The organism is Kribbella sp. VKM Ac-2571 (assembly GCF_004362255.1).
GTDB lineage: Bacteria > Actinomycetota > Actinomycetes > Propionibacteriales > Kribbellaceae > Kribbella > Kribbella pratensis.
This window is the reverse complement of record NZ_SNWS01000008.1, coordinates 106,773-121,119: the sequence shown is the minus strand read 5'-3', so window position 1 is coordinate 121,119 and position 14,347 is coordinate 106,773. Positions and strand designations below refer to the sequence as shown.

The 14,347-nt window shown below is 68.9% G+C and carries 17 protein-coding genes; 9 read left to right on the top strand and 8 right to left on the bottom strand.

Features of this window, described 5'->3' with window-relative positions; genetic code table 11:
- Positions 1 to 21: 21 nt before the first annotated feature.
- Positions 22 to 684 (bottom strand): haloacid dehalogenase type II, encoded by a 663-nt coding sequence (locus EV651_RS18990; RefSeq protein WP_133786533.1) that lies wholly within the window; start codon positions 682 to 684, stop codon positions 22 to 24.
- Positions 685 to 734: 50 nt separating this feature from the next.
- Between EV651_RS18990 and EV651_RS18985 the strand changes: the two genes are divergently transcribed.
- Positions 735 to 1,316: a TetR/AcrR family transcriptional regulator gene (locus EV651_RS18985; protein WP_133786532.1), complete on the top strand. Its 582-nt coding sequence runs from the start codon at positions 735 to 737 to the stop codon at positions 1,314 to 1,316.
- Here the strand turns inward: EV651_RS18985 and EV651_RS18980 are convergent.
- Complete coding sequence (locus EV651_RS18980) at positions 1,309 to 2,256, bottom strand: glutathione S-transferase family protein (RefSeq protein ID WP_133786531.1); 948 nt, start codon at positions 2,254 to 2,256, stop codon at positions 1,309 to 1,311. The genes EV651_RS18985 and EV651_RS18980 overlap by 8 nt on opposite strands.
- A 200-nt stretch (positions 2,257 to 2,456) precedes the next feature.
- On the opposite strand from EV651_RS18980, the gene EV651_RS18975 reads away from it, so the two are divergent.
- Positions 2,457 to 3,215, top strand: coding sequence for a GntR family transcriptional regulator (locus EV651_RS18975; protein WP_133786530.1), 759 nt, complete (start codon positions 2,457 to 2,459; stop codon positions 3,213 to 3,215).
- A gap of 520 nt (positions 3,216 to 3,735) precedes the next feature.
- On the opposite strand, the gene EV651_RS18970 is transcribed toward EV651_RS18975, so the two are convergent.
- Positions 3,736 to 4,410: a sugar isomerase domain-containing protein gene (locus EV651_RS18970; protein ID WP_133786529.1), complete on the bottom strand. Its 675-nt coding sequence runs from the start codon at positions 4,408 to 4,410 to the stop codon at positions 3,736 to 3,738.
- Between the two features lie 45 nt (positions 4,411 to 4,455).
- Complete coding sequence (locus tag EV651_RS18965; protein WP_133786528.1) at positions 4,456 to 5,088, bottom strand: NAD(P)-dependent oxidoreductase; 633 nt, start codon at positions 5,086 to 5,088, stop codon at positions 4,456 to 4,458.
- A gap of 73 nt (positions 5,089 to 5,161) precedes the next feature.
- Between EV651_RS18965 and EV651_RS18960 the strand changes: the two genes are divergently transcribed.
- Positions 5,162 to 5,506 carry a helix-turn-helix domain-containing protein gene (locus EV651_RS18960; protein WP_133786527.1) on the top strand — a complete coding sequence of 115 codons (345 nt, stop codon included), beginning with the start codon at positions 5,162 to 5,164 and terminating at the stop codon, positions 5,504 to 5,506.
- A 50-nt stretch (positions 5,507 to 5,556) separates the two neighbouring features.
- A complete protein-coding gene (locus EV651_RS18955) occupies positions 5,557 to 5,997 on the top strand; it encodes a MarR family winged helix-turn-helix transcriptional regulator (RefSeq protein ID WP_133786526.1) in 441 nt (146 codons plus the stop codon).
- Between the two features lies 1 nt (position 5,998).
- Here the strand turns inward: EV651_RS18955 and EV651_RS41405 are convergent, their stop codons facing one another.
- Complete coding sequence (locus EV651_RS41405) at positions 5,999 to 6,139, bottom strand: hypothetical protein (RefSeq protein ID WP_166658659.1); 141 nt, start codon at positions 6,137 to 6,139, stop codon at positions 5,999 to 6,001.
- Between the two features lie 276 nt (positions 6,140 to 6,415).
- Here EV651_RS41405 and acs point away from each other — a divergent pair, with 276 nt between their 5' ends.
- A complete protein-coding gene (gene acs, locus EV651_RS18950) occupies positions 6,416 to 8,350 on the top strand; it encodes an acetate--CoA ligase (RefSeq protein ID WP_133786774.1) in 1,935 nt (644 codons plus the stop codon).
- A gap of 48 nt (positions 8,351 to 8,398) precedes the next feature.
- On the opposite strand, the gene EV651_RS18945 is transcribed toward acs, so the two are convergent.
- A complete protein-coding gene (locus EV651_RS18945; protein ID WP_133786525.1) occupies positions 8,399 to 8,890 on the bottom strand; it encodes a hypothetical protein in 492 nt (163 codons plus the stop codon).
- Positions 8,887 to 9,603 carry a bifunctional 2-polyprenyl-6-hydroxyphenol methylase/3-demethylubiquinol 3-O-methyltransferase UbiG gene (locus EV651_RS18940; RefSeq protein ID WP_133786524.1) on the bottom strand — a complete coding sequence of 239 codons (717 nt, stop codon included), beginning with the start codon at positions 9,601 to 9,603 and terminating at the stop codon, positions 8,887 to 8,889. Before EV651_RS18940 ends, EV651_RS18945 begins: the two co-directional genes overlap by 4 nt.
- A 49-nt stretch (positions 9,604 to 9,652) precedes the next feature.
- Here EV651_RS18940 and EV651_RS18935 point away from each other — a divergent pair, with 49 nt between their 5' ends.
- The 4 genes from EV651_RS18935 (at position 9,653) to EV651_RS18920 (ending at position 13,391) form a co-directional block, all read left to right on the top strand.
- The gene (locus EV651_RS18935; RefSeq protein WP_238157054.1) at positions 9,653 to 10,105 is read left to right on the top strand and encodes a hypothetical protein; all 453 of its coding nucleotides are present in this window, start codon (positions 9,653 to 9,655) and stop codon (positions 10,103 to 10,105) included.
- A 132-nt stretch (positions 10,106 to 10,237) separates the two neighbouring features.
- Positions 10,238 to 11,404, top strand: coding sequence for an MFS transporter (locus EV651_RS18930; RefSeq protein ID WP_238157052.1), 1,167 nt, complete (start codon positions 10,238 to 10,240; stop codon positions 11,402 to 11,404).
- 162 nt (positions 11,405 to 11,566) lie between these two features.
- A complete protein-coding gene (locus tag EV651_RS18925; protein WP_166658658.1) occupies positions 11,567 to 12,883 on the top strand; it encodes a diguanylate cyclase in 1,317 nt (438 codons plus the stop codon).
- A 49-nt stretch (positions 12,884 to 12,932) separates the two neighbouring features.
- Entirely contained in the window at positions 12,933 to 13,391 is a 459-nt protein-coding gene (locus EV651_RS18920) for a MarR family winged helix-turn-helix transcriptional regulator (protein WP_238157051.1), read from the top strand.
- On the opposite strand, the gene EV651_RS18915 is transcribed toward EV651_RS18920, so the two are convergent.
- Entirely contained in the window at positions 13,388 to 14,305 is a 918-nt protein-coding gene (locus EV651_RS18915) for a superoxide dismutase (RefSeq protein ID WP_133786522.1), read from the bottom strand. The genes EV651_RS18920 and EV651_RS18915 overlap by 4 nt on opposite strands.
- Positions 14,306 to 14,347: the final 42 nt, after the last annotated feature.

Below are 14,347 nucleotides of genomic sequence, written 5' to 3'. Positions count from 1 at the left end.
CATCCTAACGTGTTCCGACCGCTACTCCGGGATCAGTTCGGCCAGGGCCTCGAAGTCCGCGGCGGTGTGGTCCGGCGCGGCGAACACCTTCGGGTACGGCGTTTTCCGGCGGTCGATGTAGAAACCCTGGAGCCCGGCGCGCTGGGCGCCGTCGATGTCCCACGGGTGTACGGCGGCGAGACCGATCCGTTCCACGGGCACTCCGCAGACCTCCGCCGCGTACCGGTAGGCGTCGGGGTGCGGCTTCCAGCGTTGCGGCACCGACACGTCGAGTCGGTGCTCGAGCAGGGGCAGAATGCCGCCGTCCCGGAACACGTTTTCGGACATCGCTGCCGAGCCGTTGGTCAGAGTGACGATGCGTACGCCGGCCTCGTGGATCTTGTGCAGACCCGGTGCGACGTCGGCGTGCAGCGGGAGGCGGGTGAATCCGGAAAGTACGTTCTTCGTGGTTTCCGCGGTCGGCTCGATGCCGGCCGTGACGAGCTGCGCCTCGAGGAGTTCGGCGGCCAGATCGCGGAAAGCGGCGTACGCACCGACCGCAGTCAGCGCGAACCCGTCCCGCAATGTCGCGGCGAACCAGGCGTCGAGGCTGTGCCGGGGCAGCCCGGCCGCCTCGAACCCGTCCCGCAGCGGCTCCATATCGGTCAGCGTTTCGTTGACGTCGAGCACCAGCACGTCGATCATCACGGCTCCTCGCTATCTTGGATCGGTCGTTCCAAGATATGATGCGGGGTATGCCCGATGTCAAACACTTCGACGAGGCGGAGGCGCTGGCTGCCGTCGAGCAGTTGTTCTGGCGTCGTGGGAGCGCGGCGACCGGGATCCAGGATGTGGTCGCGGCCACCGGGCTGAGCCGGTCGAGCCTGTACAACGCTTTCGGCGGCAAGGACGACCTGTATGCGGCCGCCGCGCGGCGGTACCTCGAACACCGGTCGCGGCCGATGTTCGACGAGCTGGCCGCGGACGACCGCGGTCTCGTCGCGGTGCGGGCGTTCTTCGAGCAACTGCTGCGGCTGCGGTGTTCCGGGGAGTACGCCGGGTGGGGGTGCATGATGGCGAACGCGAACGCCGAGAACCCGCCGGACGCCGTACGGGCGGTGTTGTCCGAGCATCACGCCGTACTGCGGGATTCGCTGGCCGCCGCCCTGAAGGTTGCTCAGGGCAACGGGGAGTTGCGGTCCGGGACCGAGGTGCCGGGCGCGGCGGAAATGCTCACACTGCTCGCGTACGCGATCAACCTGCGTTCGCGATCAGGGGCGACCCGGGCGCAGTTGAGGTCGGCGGTCGACGCGGCACTGGCCGCGCTCGCTAGCTGATCCAGGCCAGCGGGTCCGGGCCCTTCGGGACGATGCCGGTCGGGTTGATGTTGTCGTGGGTGACGTAGTAGTGCCGCTTGATCTGGTCGAAGTCGACGGTCTCGCCGAAGCCGGGGAGCTGGTACAGGCGGCGCGCGTACGACCACAGGTTCGGGAACTCGGTGAGCTTCTGCCGGTTGCACTTGAAGTGCCCGTGGTAGACCGCGTCGAAGCGGACCAGCGTGGTGAACAGCCGTACGTCCACCTCGCGCAACATGTCGCCGAGCAGATACGTGCGATCCGCGAGCCGTTCCTCCAGTACGTCGAGCCGCGCGAACAGGGCGTCGTACGCCGCGTCGTACGCCTCCTGGCTGGTCGCGAAACCGCACCGGTACACGCCGTTGTTCACGTCCCGGTAGATCTCCTCGATCAGCTGGTCCATCTCCGCGCGATCGGCCGGGATCAGTTGCGGGGCGTCGGGCCGGTGGAACTCGGTCCACTCGGTGGAGAGGTCCAGAGTGATCTGCGGGTAGTCGTTCGTGACCACTTCACGCGTGGTGGTGTCGACGATCGCGGGCACCGTCACGCGGCCGTCGTACGACGGGTCGGTGCGCAGGTACGCCTCGGACAGGTACTCGATGCCGAGCACCGGGTCGCGACCGTCCGGGTCGAGCGTGAACCGCCAGCCGCGCTCGTCGCGGATCGGGTCGACGACCGCGAGGCTGATCGCGTCCTCGAGGCCGAGCAGCCGGCGGACGATGATCGAGCGATGGGCCCACGGGCAGGCCAGGCTGACGACCAGCCGGTACCGACCCGGCTCGACCGGCCAGCGGCCCTGGTCGTCCGGTCCTTCGCCGGGTGCTGCCGTGGAGTCGCGGGAGATCCGGCCCGTGAATCTGTTGCCCTGCCGCTTCCACTCACCGGTCGACGACGTCTCCTGCACGAACTGTCCCGAGGTCATAGCGCTAAAACTACCCCCGGCGGGAATTGCCGGGCCTGTGGATCGTCGCTGGCCGTGAGGCGGCACCGGACGTTACAGTCGGCCTGACAAGGTCGTCCGGGACGAAGTGGTCGCGGGGGCCTTACGCGGCCAGGACCCAGCCGCGGCCCGCGTTCCCCGGCAACCGGTTTGCCGGGCAGATTCCCAGGGATACTGACCTCATGGCCCGCCCACGGAACAACCCCGGCGACCTCGCCGAGCTCCCTACCGCGCTGCGGCCCGATCGTCCGAAGGGTGACCAGATTCGCGAGATTCTGGAGAACCTCACCCGTTCGCTGGCCGTCGGTACCGTGCTGCCGTCCGAGCGCGTCCTCGCCGAGCGTTTCGGCGTCGCCCGGATGACCGTCCGGCAGGAGGTCGACCGCGTCGTGGCCGAGGGTCTGGCCAACCGCCGCCCCGGCGGCGGCACCTTCGTCGCGGAACCGCGCCCGTCCCGGATGCTCGCGTCCTCGTTCAGCCAGGACATGATCAACCGCGGCATCGAGCCCGGCGCCAAGGTCCTCGAACACCGCGTCGGTGCCGCGGACGAGCACCTCGCCCGCGAGCTCGAAGAGGCCGTCGGCGCCCCGGTCCTGCACCTGGTCCGCCTGCGCACCGCCGACGGCGACCCGATGGCGATCGAACGCACCGCCCTCTCCCTGAACCGCTACCCCGGCCTGGAGGAGATCGACTTCGCCGAGAAGTCCCTCTACACGATCCTCGCTACCCGGTACGGCGTCACGCTCGGCATGGTCTCCGCCTCCATCGTCGCCGCCCCACCCGAACCAGGCGACGCCGAACTCCTCGAGATCGACAGCTCCACCCCCTGCCTGATCATCACCTCGGCCCCCCGAACCGCCACCGACCAGGTCATAGAGTTCGGCCGCTCCATCTACCGCTCAGACCGCTACGACATAACAGTCGCCTACCGCGCCACCTGAGCCACTGGGCCTGCGTGGGTGGTGAGGGAAGCCCGCGCACCCCACCCCGGCCAGCGCCGGATCTTCTAGCTGCCGGCTGTCGCCCCTTCCCCGACCGGTGGCTGTGGTTGTGAGCGAGCGTTCATGGGCGCGAATGATGAACTCGGAACAGGCGACGGTGACCTCGAACAGGTAATACCGGGTCTCCAGTCCCCATCGAGTGTCCCGTGTTCCCCGGCGGACCGCACAACGGGCTGTTTCGGCGGTGGACCTGACCGTGCCACGCAGATGTGGTGCGCCGAGCTCATGTAGACGACGATCGCCCGGGATGCGGGTCTCCTGCCGCAGACCGCCCATCGAGAGGCACCGGGCTAGCTTTCGCACGCGAGCGGCAGCTCGCAGCTCGTCGGCGTAGCCGACAACTTCGGCGTCAGCCGGAAGCAGGTGCTTCGGCGCCAAGCCGAGGGCGGGTGGGAGCGCGCGGAGCGGCCGCGCTGAGGAGCGGAGCGACGAAGGAAGCGGCTGCGCAGCACGCGTGGGGCTAGACGTTCAGGCTGCGGAGGACGTTGGGGGGTTGGCCGCGGTCGGTCAGGCGGGTTACTACTTCTACGGTTAGGGCCTGGAGGAGTAGGGCGCCTACCAACGTGGAGGTGGCGCCGGTGGGTTCCGGCGTACCGGGGATCTTGATGAGGGCATCGCCGGGTACGCCGCAGTTGTCGATGACGACGTCTGCGGTTTCGAAGAGGCGTTGGCCGTTGGGGGCGCGGGACGTGGTGGCGTTCGAGTGGGCCAGTGAGGTGAGGGCGATGACCTTCACGCCGCGGGCGCGGGCGCCGAGGGCGAATTCGACGGGTACGGCGTTGCGGCCGGAGTTCGACGCGATGAGCAGTACGTCGCCGGACGCCAGCGGATTGATCTCCAGCAGGACGTCGGCCAGGCCGGGGAGGCGTTCGAGGAGCGAGCTCTTCTGCAGGCCCTCGTGCAGCATCAGTCCCGGTTCGAGGATCGCCCGTACGTCGGCCAGTCCGCCGGCGCGCCCGTACAACTCTTCGGCCAGCGTGTGACTGTGCCCCGTCCCGAACACCCAGAACGTCCTCCCGTCGGCGAGCGCGTCGGCGACCAGCCCCGCCGCTACCCGGATCGCGCCGAGTTGCGTCTCGGCCGCCTGCTGCGCGATCGCCAACGCCTTGCCCAAGTACTCCTCCGCCCCAGCCATACGCCGAACCTATCGTCCGTACGTCGGCGCCCGCGACCCACCCGTCTAGACCACTACCCCGATCGCGGTGCGATGGTGCTCCGGACGGTCGACCTCGTCGACGAGCGCGACCGCGAAGTCGGCGTACGAGATCAGGTCCTGCGCGTTCCCGGGTGCCACGCGATAGGCGCCCTTGCGGGACGGATCGGCGTGGTCGAAGTCCCCAGTGGGTGCGATCGAGACCCAGTCGAGGGACGACCGCGCGAAGACGTCAAGCGCTGCCTGGTGGGCGAGGAAGAACGAGCGATACTCCCGCGGGTATCCGTCGGTGTCCATCAGCAACGTCCCGTCCGCGGTCGGCAGGATCGACGCCAGCCCGACCCACACGAGCCGTCGTACCCCGGCCTTCTCGAGCCCGTCGACGAGGGCGTGGGCAGCCCGCGGGAAGAACTCACCCGGGTCGCTCCCGCCGTCGTACACACCCGCAATCACCGCATCGCACCCCGCCGCCAACTCCGCAAGCCGCCCCGCATCCGTCACATCCCCCACGACCAGCCCCGCGTCCGTCCCATCTCCAACGACCGGCCCGGCAGTCGTCGTACGGGCGACGCCAACGACGGAGTGCCCGCGGGTTCGGGCCTCTGTGACGGCCGCCGATCCGGCCCGTCCGCGCGCGCCGATCACCAGAATCTTGCTCACCGCAACCTCCTCGACAAAGTGGTACGGCGACCGTAGGAGGAAGGATGGTTACCGATTGGATACCGTGGTGAGCATGGCGGCGCTGCGTGCGGACATGTTCGAGGAGATCTGCCCGTCGACGCTGCTCCCGTTCCGGATCGGCACCGACAAATGGGCGGGCTTGGTCCTGCGCTGCCTCGAGGACGGCCCGCGCCGGTACTCCGAGTTGCGCGTTCCGCTCGCCCGGATCAGCCCGAAAATGCTGACCCAGTCGCTGCGGGCGCTCGAGCGTGACGGGTTCGTTCGGCGGACGATTGGCGAGCGCCGCGTCACGTACGAGCTCACCGATCTCGGCCGCAGCCTGCTCGAACCGCTGAAGCTGATGTGCGCCTGGGCCGAGGACCACTGGGACGAGCTCCTGGACGCCCGCGAATCGTAGGTGACGCCAACATCGGCGGAAGCGAACCGTTGACGACCTAGACTGCGCGGGTGGATGAGCAGACCCCGACCGCCCTGTCCGAATTGCCGAGCTGGTTGCTGACCCAGAGTGCGAGCCAGGCACACCGGATCGTCACCGAGTCGTTCGCCGCCGGAGGTGCGCGGGCCTACCACTTCCGGCTGCTCGCGACGCTGGTGGAGTTCGGGCCGGCCAGTCAGGCGACCCTCGGGCGGCGCAGCTCGATCGACCGCAGCGATGTGGTTGCCGCGCTCAACGAACTCGAGGCCGAGGGGTACGTCGAACGCAGCCCCGACCCCGCCGACGGCCGTCGTAACGTCATCACGATCACCACGGCCGGCAAACGCCAGTACCGGCGGCTGACGACCCTGGTCGGCAAGGCGCAGGAGGAGATCTTCGCCCCGCTGTCGGCCACCGACCGTACGCGGCTGACCACGATTCTGGGCAAGCTCCTCGCCTACCACCAGGAGTAGTTCAGCGCGGGAGCTGGGCGCGGGCCGCCTTCTGGGTACGGCGAACGCGCAACTCGCGGGCGTGCACCCGGCGGCGCGCGGCCCGCGAGATCTTCCGGCGTTCCGCGGCGTCGAGAATCGGCGTCTGGACCATCGGCTGCATCTGGTTCACATACCGTCCGATGCGCAGGGCGCCTGTTTGGTTCCGCCGTACGCCGGGATTCCGCGGCCGCCCGTCCGCTGAGCCGGCCTGTTCGGCGCAGATTTGGAGCGGCTGGGCGACAGGCCGGTTCCCGTGGTGGGGTCGGCGTTGGTAGAAAGGTAACCGGGCGCTCCAGCGCGCCGAAGCCAGCGATGAGGAGTCGTCGACGTGACGAATGCAGAGTCACCCCAGTCCGAGAGCCAGTCCGGGGCCCAGTCCGAGGCGCTGTCGAACCTGATGCACGAGGAGCGCCGGTTCGAGCCGCCCGCCGAGCTCGCGGCGAACGCGAACCTGAAGGCCGACGCCTACGACCGGGCCGCGGCCGACTTCGAGGGGTTCTGGGCCGAGCAGGCCAAGCGGCTGACCTGGGCGACCGAGCCGACCGAGACGCTGGACTGGAGCAACCCGCCGTTCGCCAAGTGGTACGCCGACGGCAAGCTGAACGCGGCGTACAACTGTGTCGACCGGCACGTCGAGAACGGTCTCGGCGACAAGGTCGCGTACTACTTCGAGGGTGAGCCCGGTGACACCCGCGAGATCACGTACGCGCAGCTCAAGGACGAGGTCAGCCAGGCCGCGAACGCGCTGCTCGAGCTGAACGTCAAGCCCGGCGACATCGTCGCCATCTACATGCCGATGATTCCCGAGACCGTGGTCGCGATGCTCGCCTGCGCCCGGATCGGGGCCCCGCACACGGTCATCTTCGGCGGCTTCTCCTCGGACGCGCTCAAGGGCCGGATCCTGGACTGCGATGCCCGCGTCGTGATCACCTCCGACGGCGGCTACCGCCGGGGCGCCGCGTCGGCGCTGAAGCCGGCCGTCGATGCCGCGCTGGTCGACTGCCCGGACGTGCGCAACGTGCTCGTGGTGAAGCGCACCGGCCAGGAGATCGCGATGACCGACGGCCGCGACCTGTGGTGGGAGGACTTCGTCGGCAAGCAGTCGACCGAGCACACCCCGGAGGCGTTCGACGCCGAGCACCCGCTGTACGTGATGTACACGTCCGGCAGCACGGGCAAGCCGAAGGGCATCCTGCACACCACGGGCGGCTACCTCGTCGGTACGTCGTACACGCAGTGGGGTGTCTTCGACCTCAAGCCGGACACCGACGTCTACTGGACCGCCGCCGACATCGGCTGGGTGACCGGCCACAGCTACATCGTGTACGGCGCGCTCGCGAACGCGACCACCTCCGTGCTGTACGAAGGTACGCCGGACACGCCGCACCAGGGCCGCTGGTGGGAGATCGTCCAGAAGCACAAGGTCTCGATCCTGTACTGCGCGCCGACCGCGATCCGGACCTTCATGAAGTGGGGCGCCGACATCCCGGCGAAGTTCGACCTGTCGTCGCTGCGGGTCATCGGGTCGGTCGGCGAGCCGATCAACCCGGAGGCCTACATCTGGTACCGCGAGCACATCGGCGGGAACAAGGCGCCGGTCGTCGACACCTGGTGGCAGACCGAGACCGGCATGCACATGATCTCGCCGCTGCCGGGCGTGACCGCCGGCAAGCCGGGCGCCGCGATGAAGGCGATCCCGGGGGTCAGCGTGGATGTCGTCGACGACGCGGGCAAGCCGGTGCCGGACGGTTCCGGCGGCTACCTCGTCATCACCAAGCCGTGGCCGGCGATGCTGCGGACGCTGTGGGGCGACGACCAGCGGTTCGTCGACACGTACTGGTCGCGCTGGCCGGGCGTGTACTTCGCCGGTGACGGTGCGAAGAAGGACGAGGACGGCGACCTGTGGCTGCTCGGCCGGGTCGACGACGTGATGAACGTGTCCGGTCACCGGTTGTCGACGACCGAGATCGAGTCCGCGCTGGTCTCGCACCCGAAGGTCGCCGAGGCCGCCGTGGTCGGTGCGTCCGACCCGACGACGGGCCAGGCGATCGCCGCGTTCGTGATCCTGCGCTCGGAGGCCGGCGACGGCGGACCGGACGTGGTGCAGGAGCTGCGCAACCACGTCGCGAAGGAGATCGGCCCGATCGCGAAGCCGCGGCAGATCATGGTCGTCTCGGAGCTCCCGAAGACCCGCTCCGGCAAGATCATGCGCCGCCTGCTCCGCGACGTGGCCGAGAACCGCGAGGTCGGCGACGTCACCACCCTCGCCGACTCCACGGTCATGGACCTCATCAAAACCAACCTGGCCGCCGGCAAGTCCGACGAGGACTGACAACTCCAGAACAACAGGCCCCGGGTGCATGCCCGGGGCCTGTTGTGTTCAGAGGAAAGAAGGCATCTGCTCGAGCTCGACGACCGCAGCCGGCGGGAACGGCGCGGACGGCCCGTTAGGCCCTTCCTCCGCGCCGCGCAGGTACCGGTGCACGAACTGCTGCGTTGCGGTCAGAGCGTCCGCGCACTGGGCGGCCGTGATCTTGCCGTCCCTCAGGGCATCGCCCAGCTCTTCCAGATCCAGGACCTGATACCGGTTCAACGCCGGCGGGAACAGCAGATCGACGTACAGGTCGTGCACGATCAGGTCGTCGCCGGAGCGCTCGATCTCCACCAGGTCGACGTACCACCAGCCCTCGACCGGCCCCTCGAAGACCGCCGGCTTGGTGAGCTGGGCTGCCTCGTCGAGGAGGAGGTAACACCGATCGACAGTCGGACGGCCGGCAACCTGGTACTCGGGCAGGATCCGCACGTCGTACGCGACAACGTCTCCGACCTGCCGCGCCGGACACCACTGTCCGGTCCGGTGCAGGACTCTCATACCGGCCGGGCGCGGAAAATGATGATTCCGACGTACTGTGCGAGCCATTCCTGTTTGTGCGGGTACTGCTGCTTCTTCTCCTCGGACAGTTGTGGTTCGAGGACTCGCTCAACCCGGAAACCGTTGTCGGTCAAGGAGTTGTGGATCGACGAGAACGTGTCGGTGGTGTGAGTGATGGTCACGTCCTCGTTCCACCGCGACGGGTACGAGTACGGGCCGACCGTGTGATACGCGTCCCCGAGCCGGAGGTCGTCCCGCTCGGAGCGTTCCACCGCCCAGCGGATGGGATGCGCCATCGAGACGACGAGTACGCCGTCGTCGGCCAGCAATGATCGCACTGCGCGAAGGGTTCTTCCTCGATCCTGCGCGTACGCGAGGGACTGCAGGAACAGTACGACGTCGAACCTGCGGCCCTCCAGCGCCGGGATCTCGTCGAGGGTCGACAGGTCGCCGGTGAGCAGTGTGACGTCGGCGCCGTCCGGCGGTGTCAGGAACTGGGCGCCGACGTCTACGCCGACGGCCGCGGTCGCGCCGTGGTCGCGGACGAGTTCGATCGCCTTCTCGCCGTTGCCGCAGCCGATGTCCAGAACGGTCTTGCCCTCGACCGGGCCGATCAAAGAGCGTTGCGCGTCCCACTCCATCAGCTGGTCGAGGGAGTCCTCGCGGGCCCGGGATTGTTCGTAGTCGGTGGTCAGCGTTTGCCAGGGGTCCATGCCGCGAGGCTATAAGGCGGTGGCCCCCGCTGGGGCATATTTTCGGGGCGTGACTACCGCGACGACGGCCGTGCTGGCGATCATCCATGTCGGGCTGGCCGCGGCATGGGTCGGAGGGATGGCGTACTCGTTGTTCGTGGTGCAGCCGAAGTTGAAGAAGTACTTCGGGAAGGACCAGGAAGGCCGCGAGATGCTGACCGCGGTGATTGCCTCGGGCAACCGGTGGAAGGTGATCGGGCTGATCGGCGCGATCACGCTCACCGGTGGCGCTCTGCTCGCGATCAACCACGAGCACTGGTGGATCCACGCTGTCAAAGGATTCCTGCTGCTGATCGCCACCGCGATCTTCTGGTACGTCTCCTGGCGGCACTGGCCGCAGCGCGTGTTCGCGACCGCGGCCGAGCTGCCGAAGCTGCAGGCACGGCTCATCACGCTCGCGACGACAATGCTCGGCCTCGCGGGAACGGCCTTCGCGCTCGGCGTCCTCGCCGAGCACCTCTGAACAACCACCGGCGCACCGTAGCGTGCGCGGCCGGTTCCGGATCGTGGGTATTTTGACCTGGTGACCCGCCCAGCACACCCTTCCTCCGCAGATCCCGCTGATCAGCCCGCCACGTACGGCGAGGTGTTCGGCGTGGCCGAGTTCCGATGGCTGTGGTTCGCGCAGCTCGGCTCGGTGATCGGGGACCAGTTGGCCCGGGTCGCGCTCGCCGTACTCGTCTTCGACCGGACCGGATCGGCCGGGCTGTCCGCGGTCACGTATGCACTGACCTTCCTGCCCGACATCGCGGGCGGCCCGTTGCTGTCCGGACTGGCCGACCGCTATCCGCGCCGCCGGCTGATGATCGGCTGTGACGTCGCCCGCGCTGTGCTCGTGGCGGCGATGGCCATCCCCGGCGCCTCGCTGTGGATCCTGTGTGTGCTGCTCGTCGCGGTGCAGTTGCTCGCGTCGCCGTTCCAATCCGCCAGAGCCGCCTTGTTGCCGTCGATCCTGACCGGCGACAAGTACGTCCTGGCCAGCTCGGTGTCGAACATCACCGCGCAGGCCTCGCAACTCGCCGGATTCGTGACCGGCGGCACCCTGGTGGCAGCCTTCGGCGCCGGGAACGCGCTGCTGGCCGACGCCGTCACCTTCGCACTGTCGGCGGTGCTGCTGAGGCTCGGAGTTCGTGAACGTCCGTTGCCGGGGTCGACCGATTCGCGCCCGGGATGGTGGCCCTCGCTGTCGTCCGGCGCGCGGCTCGTCTGGAGCGATAGGCGGCTGCGGTACCTGGTCGCGCTGGCCTGCGTCGCCGGTTTCTACGTGAGCATCGAAGGACTTGCCGCGCCGTACGCCGCAGTGGTCGGAGGCGGGCCGGCCGCCGTCGGGATCCTGCTCGCCGCCAACCCGGCCGGGCAGATGATCGGAATGCTGCTGCTGACGCGAGCCGCGCCGGCGCGGCGGCTCAGGTTGATGGGCCCACTCGCGATCGGTTCCTGTGCGCCGCTGATCGGCTGTATCGCCGAGCCGGGACTGTGGGTGACTGTCGCGTTGTGGTTCGTATCCGGGTTGTGTGCGTCGTACCAGCTGGCCGCGAGTGCGGCGTTCGTGCTGAACGTGCCCGACGCGCAGCGCGGCCAGGCGTTCGGCCTGGCGCGCACCGCGCTGATCGTGTCCCAGGGAATAGGCGTGCTGGTCGCCGGGGCCGCTGCGGACCGGTGGGAGCCGGCGCCGGTCGTGGCGGCAGCGGGGATTGTGGGCGTATTGGTCGCGGCGGGCGCGGCGTACGGATACGTCCGCGCCACGCGACAACCTGAGTGATGGGTCACCAGTCGTTGTTCTGCATGGTGGCCGCCTCCTCTCGCGGGATCTGGGCGCATCGGGGTTGAGCGCAGCGAGGCAAATAACAGGGAAGCCATGACATTGCGTGCACATCCCGGCTACTCTGTGACAAGGACCGACTGTGAGGCGGGGGTCTTTTTCATGAGTATCCGGCATCGGCTGGCGCACCGTCGCCTACGCCGACGTCAAGACGCGTCCCGGAGCCCGGCACGATGGGCGCTGTGGTCGCAGCCGCGGAGCGTGCTCGGCTACGTCCTCGCGGTCGAGCTCATCACTGTTGTGGTCGTCGCGTCGACGTTCGACCTGGTGTCGGTCACCGCCGGTGACTGGATCCGGTTACTGGTCCTCGCTGCCGGATCGGCGATCCATCTGGAGGCCGCCCGCGACATCGAGCGGCTGCGCAAGGTCGGCGCCGAAGGTATTCCGTACGTCAATCTGAAGGGAATGTGGACCTTCGCCGGCGTCCTCATCCTGCCTCCGCCCCTGGCCGCGGGGCTGATCGTCACCACCTACGTACATTCCTGGCTCCGGGTACGCCGAGTTCCGCCGTACCGATCGGTCTTCACCGCGACGACTCTCGTGCTCGCAGGCGCCGCAGGGGCTGTCGTGCTGGCCACGATCCGTCCCGGTGTCTACCCGGGCTACCCGTCCGGCCCACTCGGACTCGTCGCTGTTGTCGCGGCCGGTCTGGCGTACTGGTTCGTGAACTACGCGCTGGTAGCGGGCGCGATCATGATGGCCAACCCCGATTCCCCGGGCCGCAACGCGCTCGGGCGGCTCTCGGACCAGCTGATCGTCGCCGGTTCTCTCGGTCTGGGTGTCGCGACCGCTGCGTTGCTGCTCAGCCAGCCGTGGGCCGTCGCCGTTCTGCTGCTCACCATCCTCGGTCTGCACCGCGCGCTTCTGGTCGAGCAGTTCCAGACGGCGTCACGTACCGATCCCAAGACCGGCCTGGCCAATGCGGCCTTCTGGCACGAGATCGCGCGTCGTGAGTTCGCCGGCGCCGAACGCACGAACTCCCCACTCGGCGTGCTCTATCTCGATCTCGACCACTTCAAGGCCATCAACGACACCTACGGTCACCTCGCCGGTGACGAGGCCCTGAAAGCGGTCGCTGCCGAACTGCGCCACGAGGTCCGCGACAACGACCTGGTCGGACGGCTCGGCGGCGAAGAGTTCGCCATCCTGCTCCCGCAGACCTCGGCGGCCGATACCGCCTTGGCCGCCGAGCGGATCCGGCGTCGCGTCGCGGGGCTGGCGGTCACCGTCGCCGCCCCGAACGGCCCGGTGCTGTGCGGCCCCATCACGTGTTCGATCGGCGCCGCGACGTTCCCGGAGTCCGGTGCCAGCCTCGACGAGCTCCAGATGGCCGCCGATCTGGCCATGTACCAGGCCAAGGACGCCGGCCGGAACCGCGTCGTCGCCGCACCGGCCAACGGCGAGGTGCCGCCCTCCTGACCCGCCGATTCGATCCGGCCAGAAGGCCGCAGCGGTAGGAGATGTTTGGGTGCCTGTGCCAGGATTGCGCTTCCCGACGGAGGTGATCTGGATGGCGCAGGAGGCATTGCAGCTGCTGGTCAGCATGCACCGAATCGTCAGGCACCTGCGCCGGAACAGGACCACCACGCTCCTGCACCCGACGCAGTTCCTGGCGCTGATGCTGATCGCGGACGAGCAACCGATCCGGATCGGCGAGATCGCCGCCCGGGTCCCGTGCTCGCAACCCACCGCGACCACGACGGTCGCCGGTCTGGAGGAGGCCGGCCTGGTCCGGCGCGAACCGGACCCCGTCGACGGCCGGGCGACCGCGGTGGTACTCACCGAGGCAGGGGCTGAGACGGTCGAGGCATCCGGCCGTCAGGCCGCTGAGGAGCTCGCCCACCTCCTCAGCCGCCTCGACGACGCCGACCGCGCGCTGGTCCTGCAGGCCGGCGCGGTCCTGATGCGGGTCACCGACGGCCTTTAACGCAGGCCCGGTACGACGGTCACGGTGTACGGAGGCGTACCGGGTGCGATGTCCAGTTGGCTGTTCACCCACAGCAGCCGGCCGTGGTCGCGGGCGATCGTCGTCGGGGTCGCACCGGCCGCGCCCGGGCCCGAGTCGGCGACCAGGGTCGCCGCGGTGAGATCGTCGTTCAGGATCGCGAGCCGGGTGACGTACTTCCCGCCGCCGGCGTTGTAGACGGCGTACAAGCGGCGGCCTTCGAGCAGGTACCCGTCGCCGGACAGGATGCCGTTCGGGACGTCGAGGACCGTGACCTGCCGGGTGCGGAGGTCGATCCGGTACGTGACGTCCTGGCCCTGCTCACCGACCAGGAGGACGCGTCCGTCGGTGACGATGCCGTTCAGGAAGTACGGCGTCGGCTGGATCCGGTCGCGGGTGATCCATGGTTCGAGCTCGCCGAGACCGTCGCGGGTGAGCGGCGCCCGCCAGATCTGGTTGTGCGCCGAATCGGTCACGTAGACGGCGTCGCCCGCGATCGTGAAGTCGTTGAGGAACGAGCCGTCCGACGCTTTCCGTACGGCGAGCAGCCGGCCGCGGGCGTCGTACAGGAAGAGTTTCGACGTACTCGCTCCGGCGACGAGGACCCTGCCCCAGCGGTCCAGGTGGATACCGGTGGCCGCGGTACGCCCGTCGCTGCCGGCCGGCAGGAACAGGCTGAGGCGGGACGAATGGGTGTTGCCGCGGTACACCGCGCCGGTGGCGACGCTGGTGACGTACATCGTGCCGCCGGGCGTCACCGCGATCCCTTCGAGGTTCTCGCCGGGGGTGGTCGAGACGACGTACTGCGTCGGTCGGTGGACTGCGCCGGCCCGCGCGGTGGTTGACGGGATGGCCGCCGCGAGGACCAGGACGGTGAGGACTGCGAGACGTTTCATCCGGCCAGGGTCGGAGCGTACGGCGGCCGGCCGCGACCGGAT

Excerpts from the sequence above, each read along its gene's own strand:
- EV651_RS18990 (WP_133786533.1), bottom strand. The coding sequence starts at position 684 with ATGATCGACGTGCTGGTGCTCGACGTCAACGAAACGCTGACCGATATG.
- EV651_RS18985 (WP_133786532.1), top strand. The coding sequence starts at position 735 with ATGCCCGATGTCAAACACTTCGACGAGGCGGAGGCGCTGGCTGCCGTC.
- EV651_RS18980 (WP_133786531.1), bottom strand. The coding sequence starts at position 2,256 with ATGACCTCGGGACAGTTCGTGCAGGAGACGTCGTCGACCGGTGAGTGG.
- EV651_RS18975 (WP_133786530.1), top strand. The coding sequence starts at position 2,457 with ATGGCCCGCCCACGGAACAACCCCGGCGACCTCGCCGAGCTCCCTACC.
- EV651_RS18970 (WP_133786529.1), bottom strand. The coding sequence starts at position 4,410 with ATGGCTGGGGCGGAGGAGTACTTGGGCAAGGCGTTGGCGATCGCGCAG.
- EV651_RS18960 (WP_133786527.1), top strand. The coding sequence starts at position 5,162 with ATGGCGGCGCTGCGTGCGGACATGTTCGAGGAGATCTGCCCGTCGACG.
- EV651_RS41405 (WP_166658659.1), bottom strand. The coding sequence starts at position 6,139 with ATGCAGCCGATGGTCCAGACGCCGATTCTCGACGCCGCGGAACGCCGG.
- acs (WP_133786774.1), top strand. The coding sequence starts at position 6,416 with ATGCACGAGGAGCGCCGGTTCGAGCCGCCCGCCGAGCTCGCGGCGAAC.
- EV651_RS18945 (WP_133786525.1), bottom strand. The coding sequence starts at position 8,890 with ATGAGAGTCCTGCACCGGACCGGACAGTGGTGTCCGGCGCGGCAGGTC.
- EV651_RS18940 (WP_133786524.1), bottom strand. The coding sequence starts at position 9,603 with ATGGACCCCTGGCAAACGCTGACCACCGACTACGAACAATCCCGGGCC.
- EV651_RS18925 (WP_166658658.1), top strand. The coding sequence starts at position 11,567 with ATGAGTATCCGGCATCGGCTGGCGCACCGTCGCCTACGCCGACGTCAA.
- EV651_RS18915 (WP_133786522.1), bottom strand. The coding sequence starts at position 14,305 with ATGAAACGTCTCGCAGTCCTCACCGTCCTGGTCCTCGCGGCGGCCATC.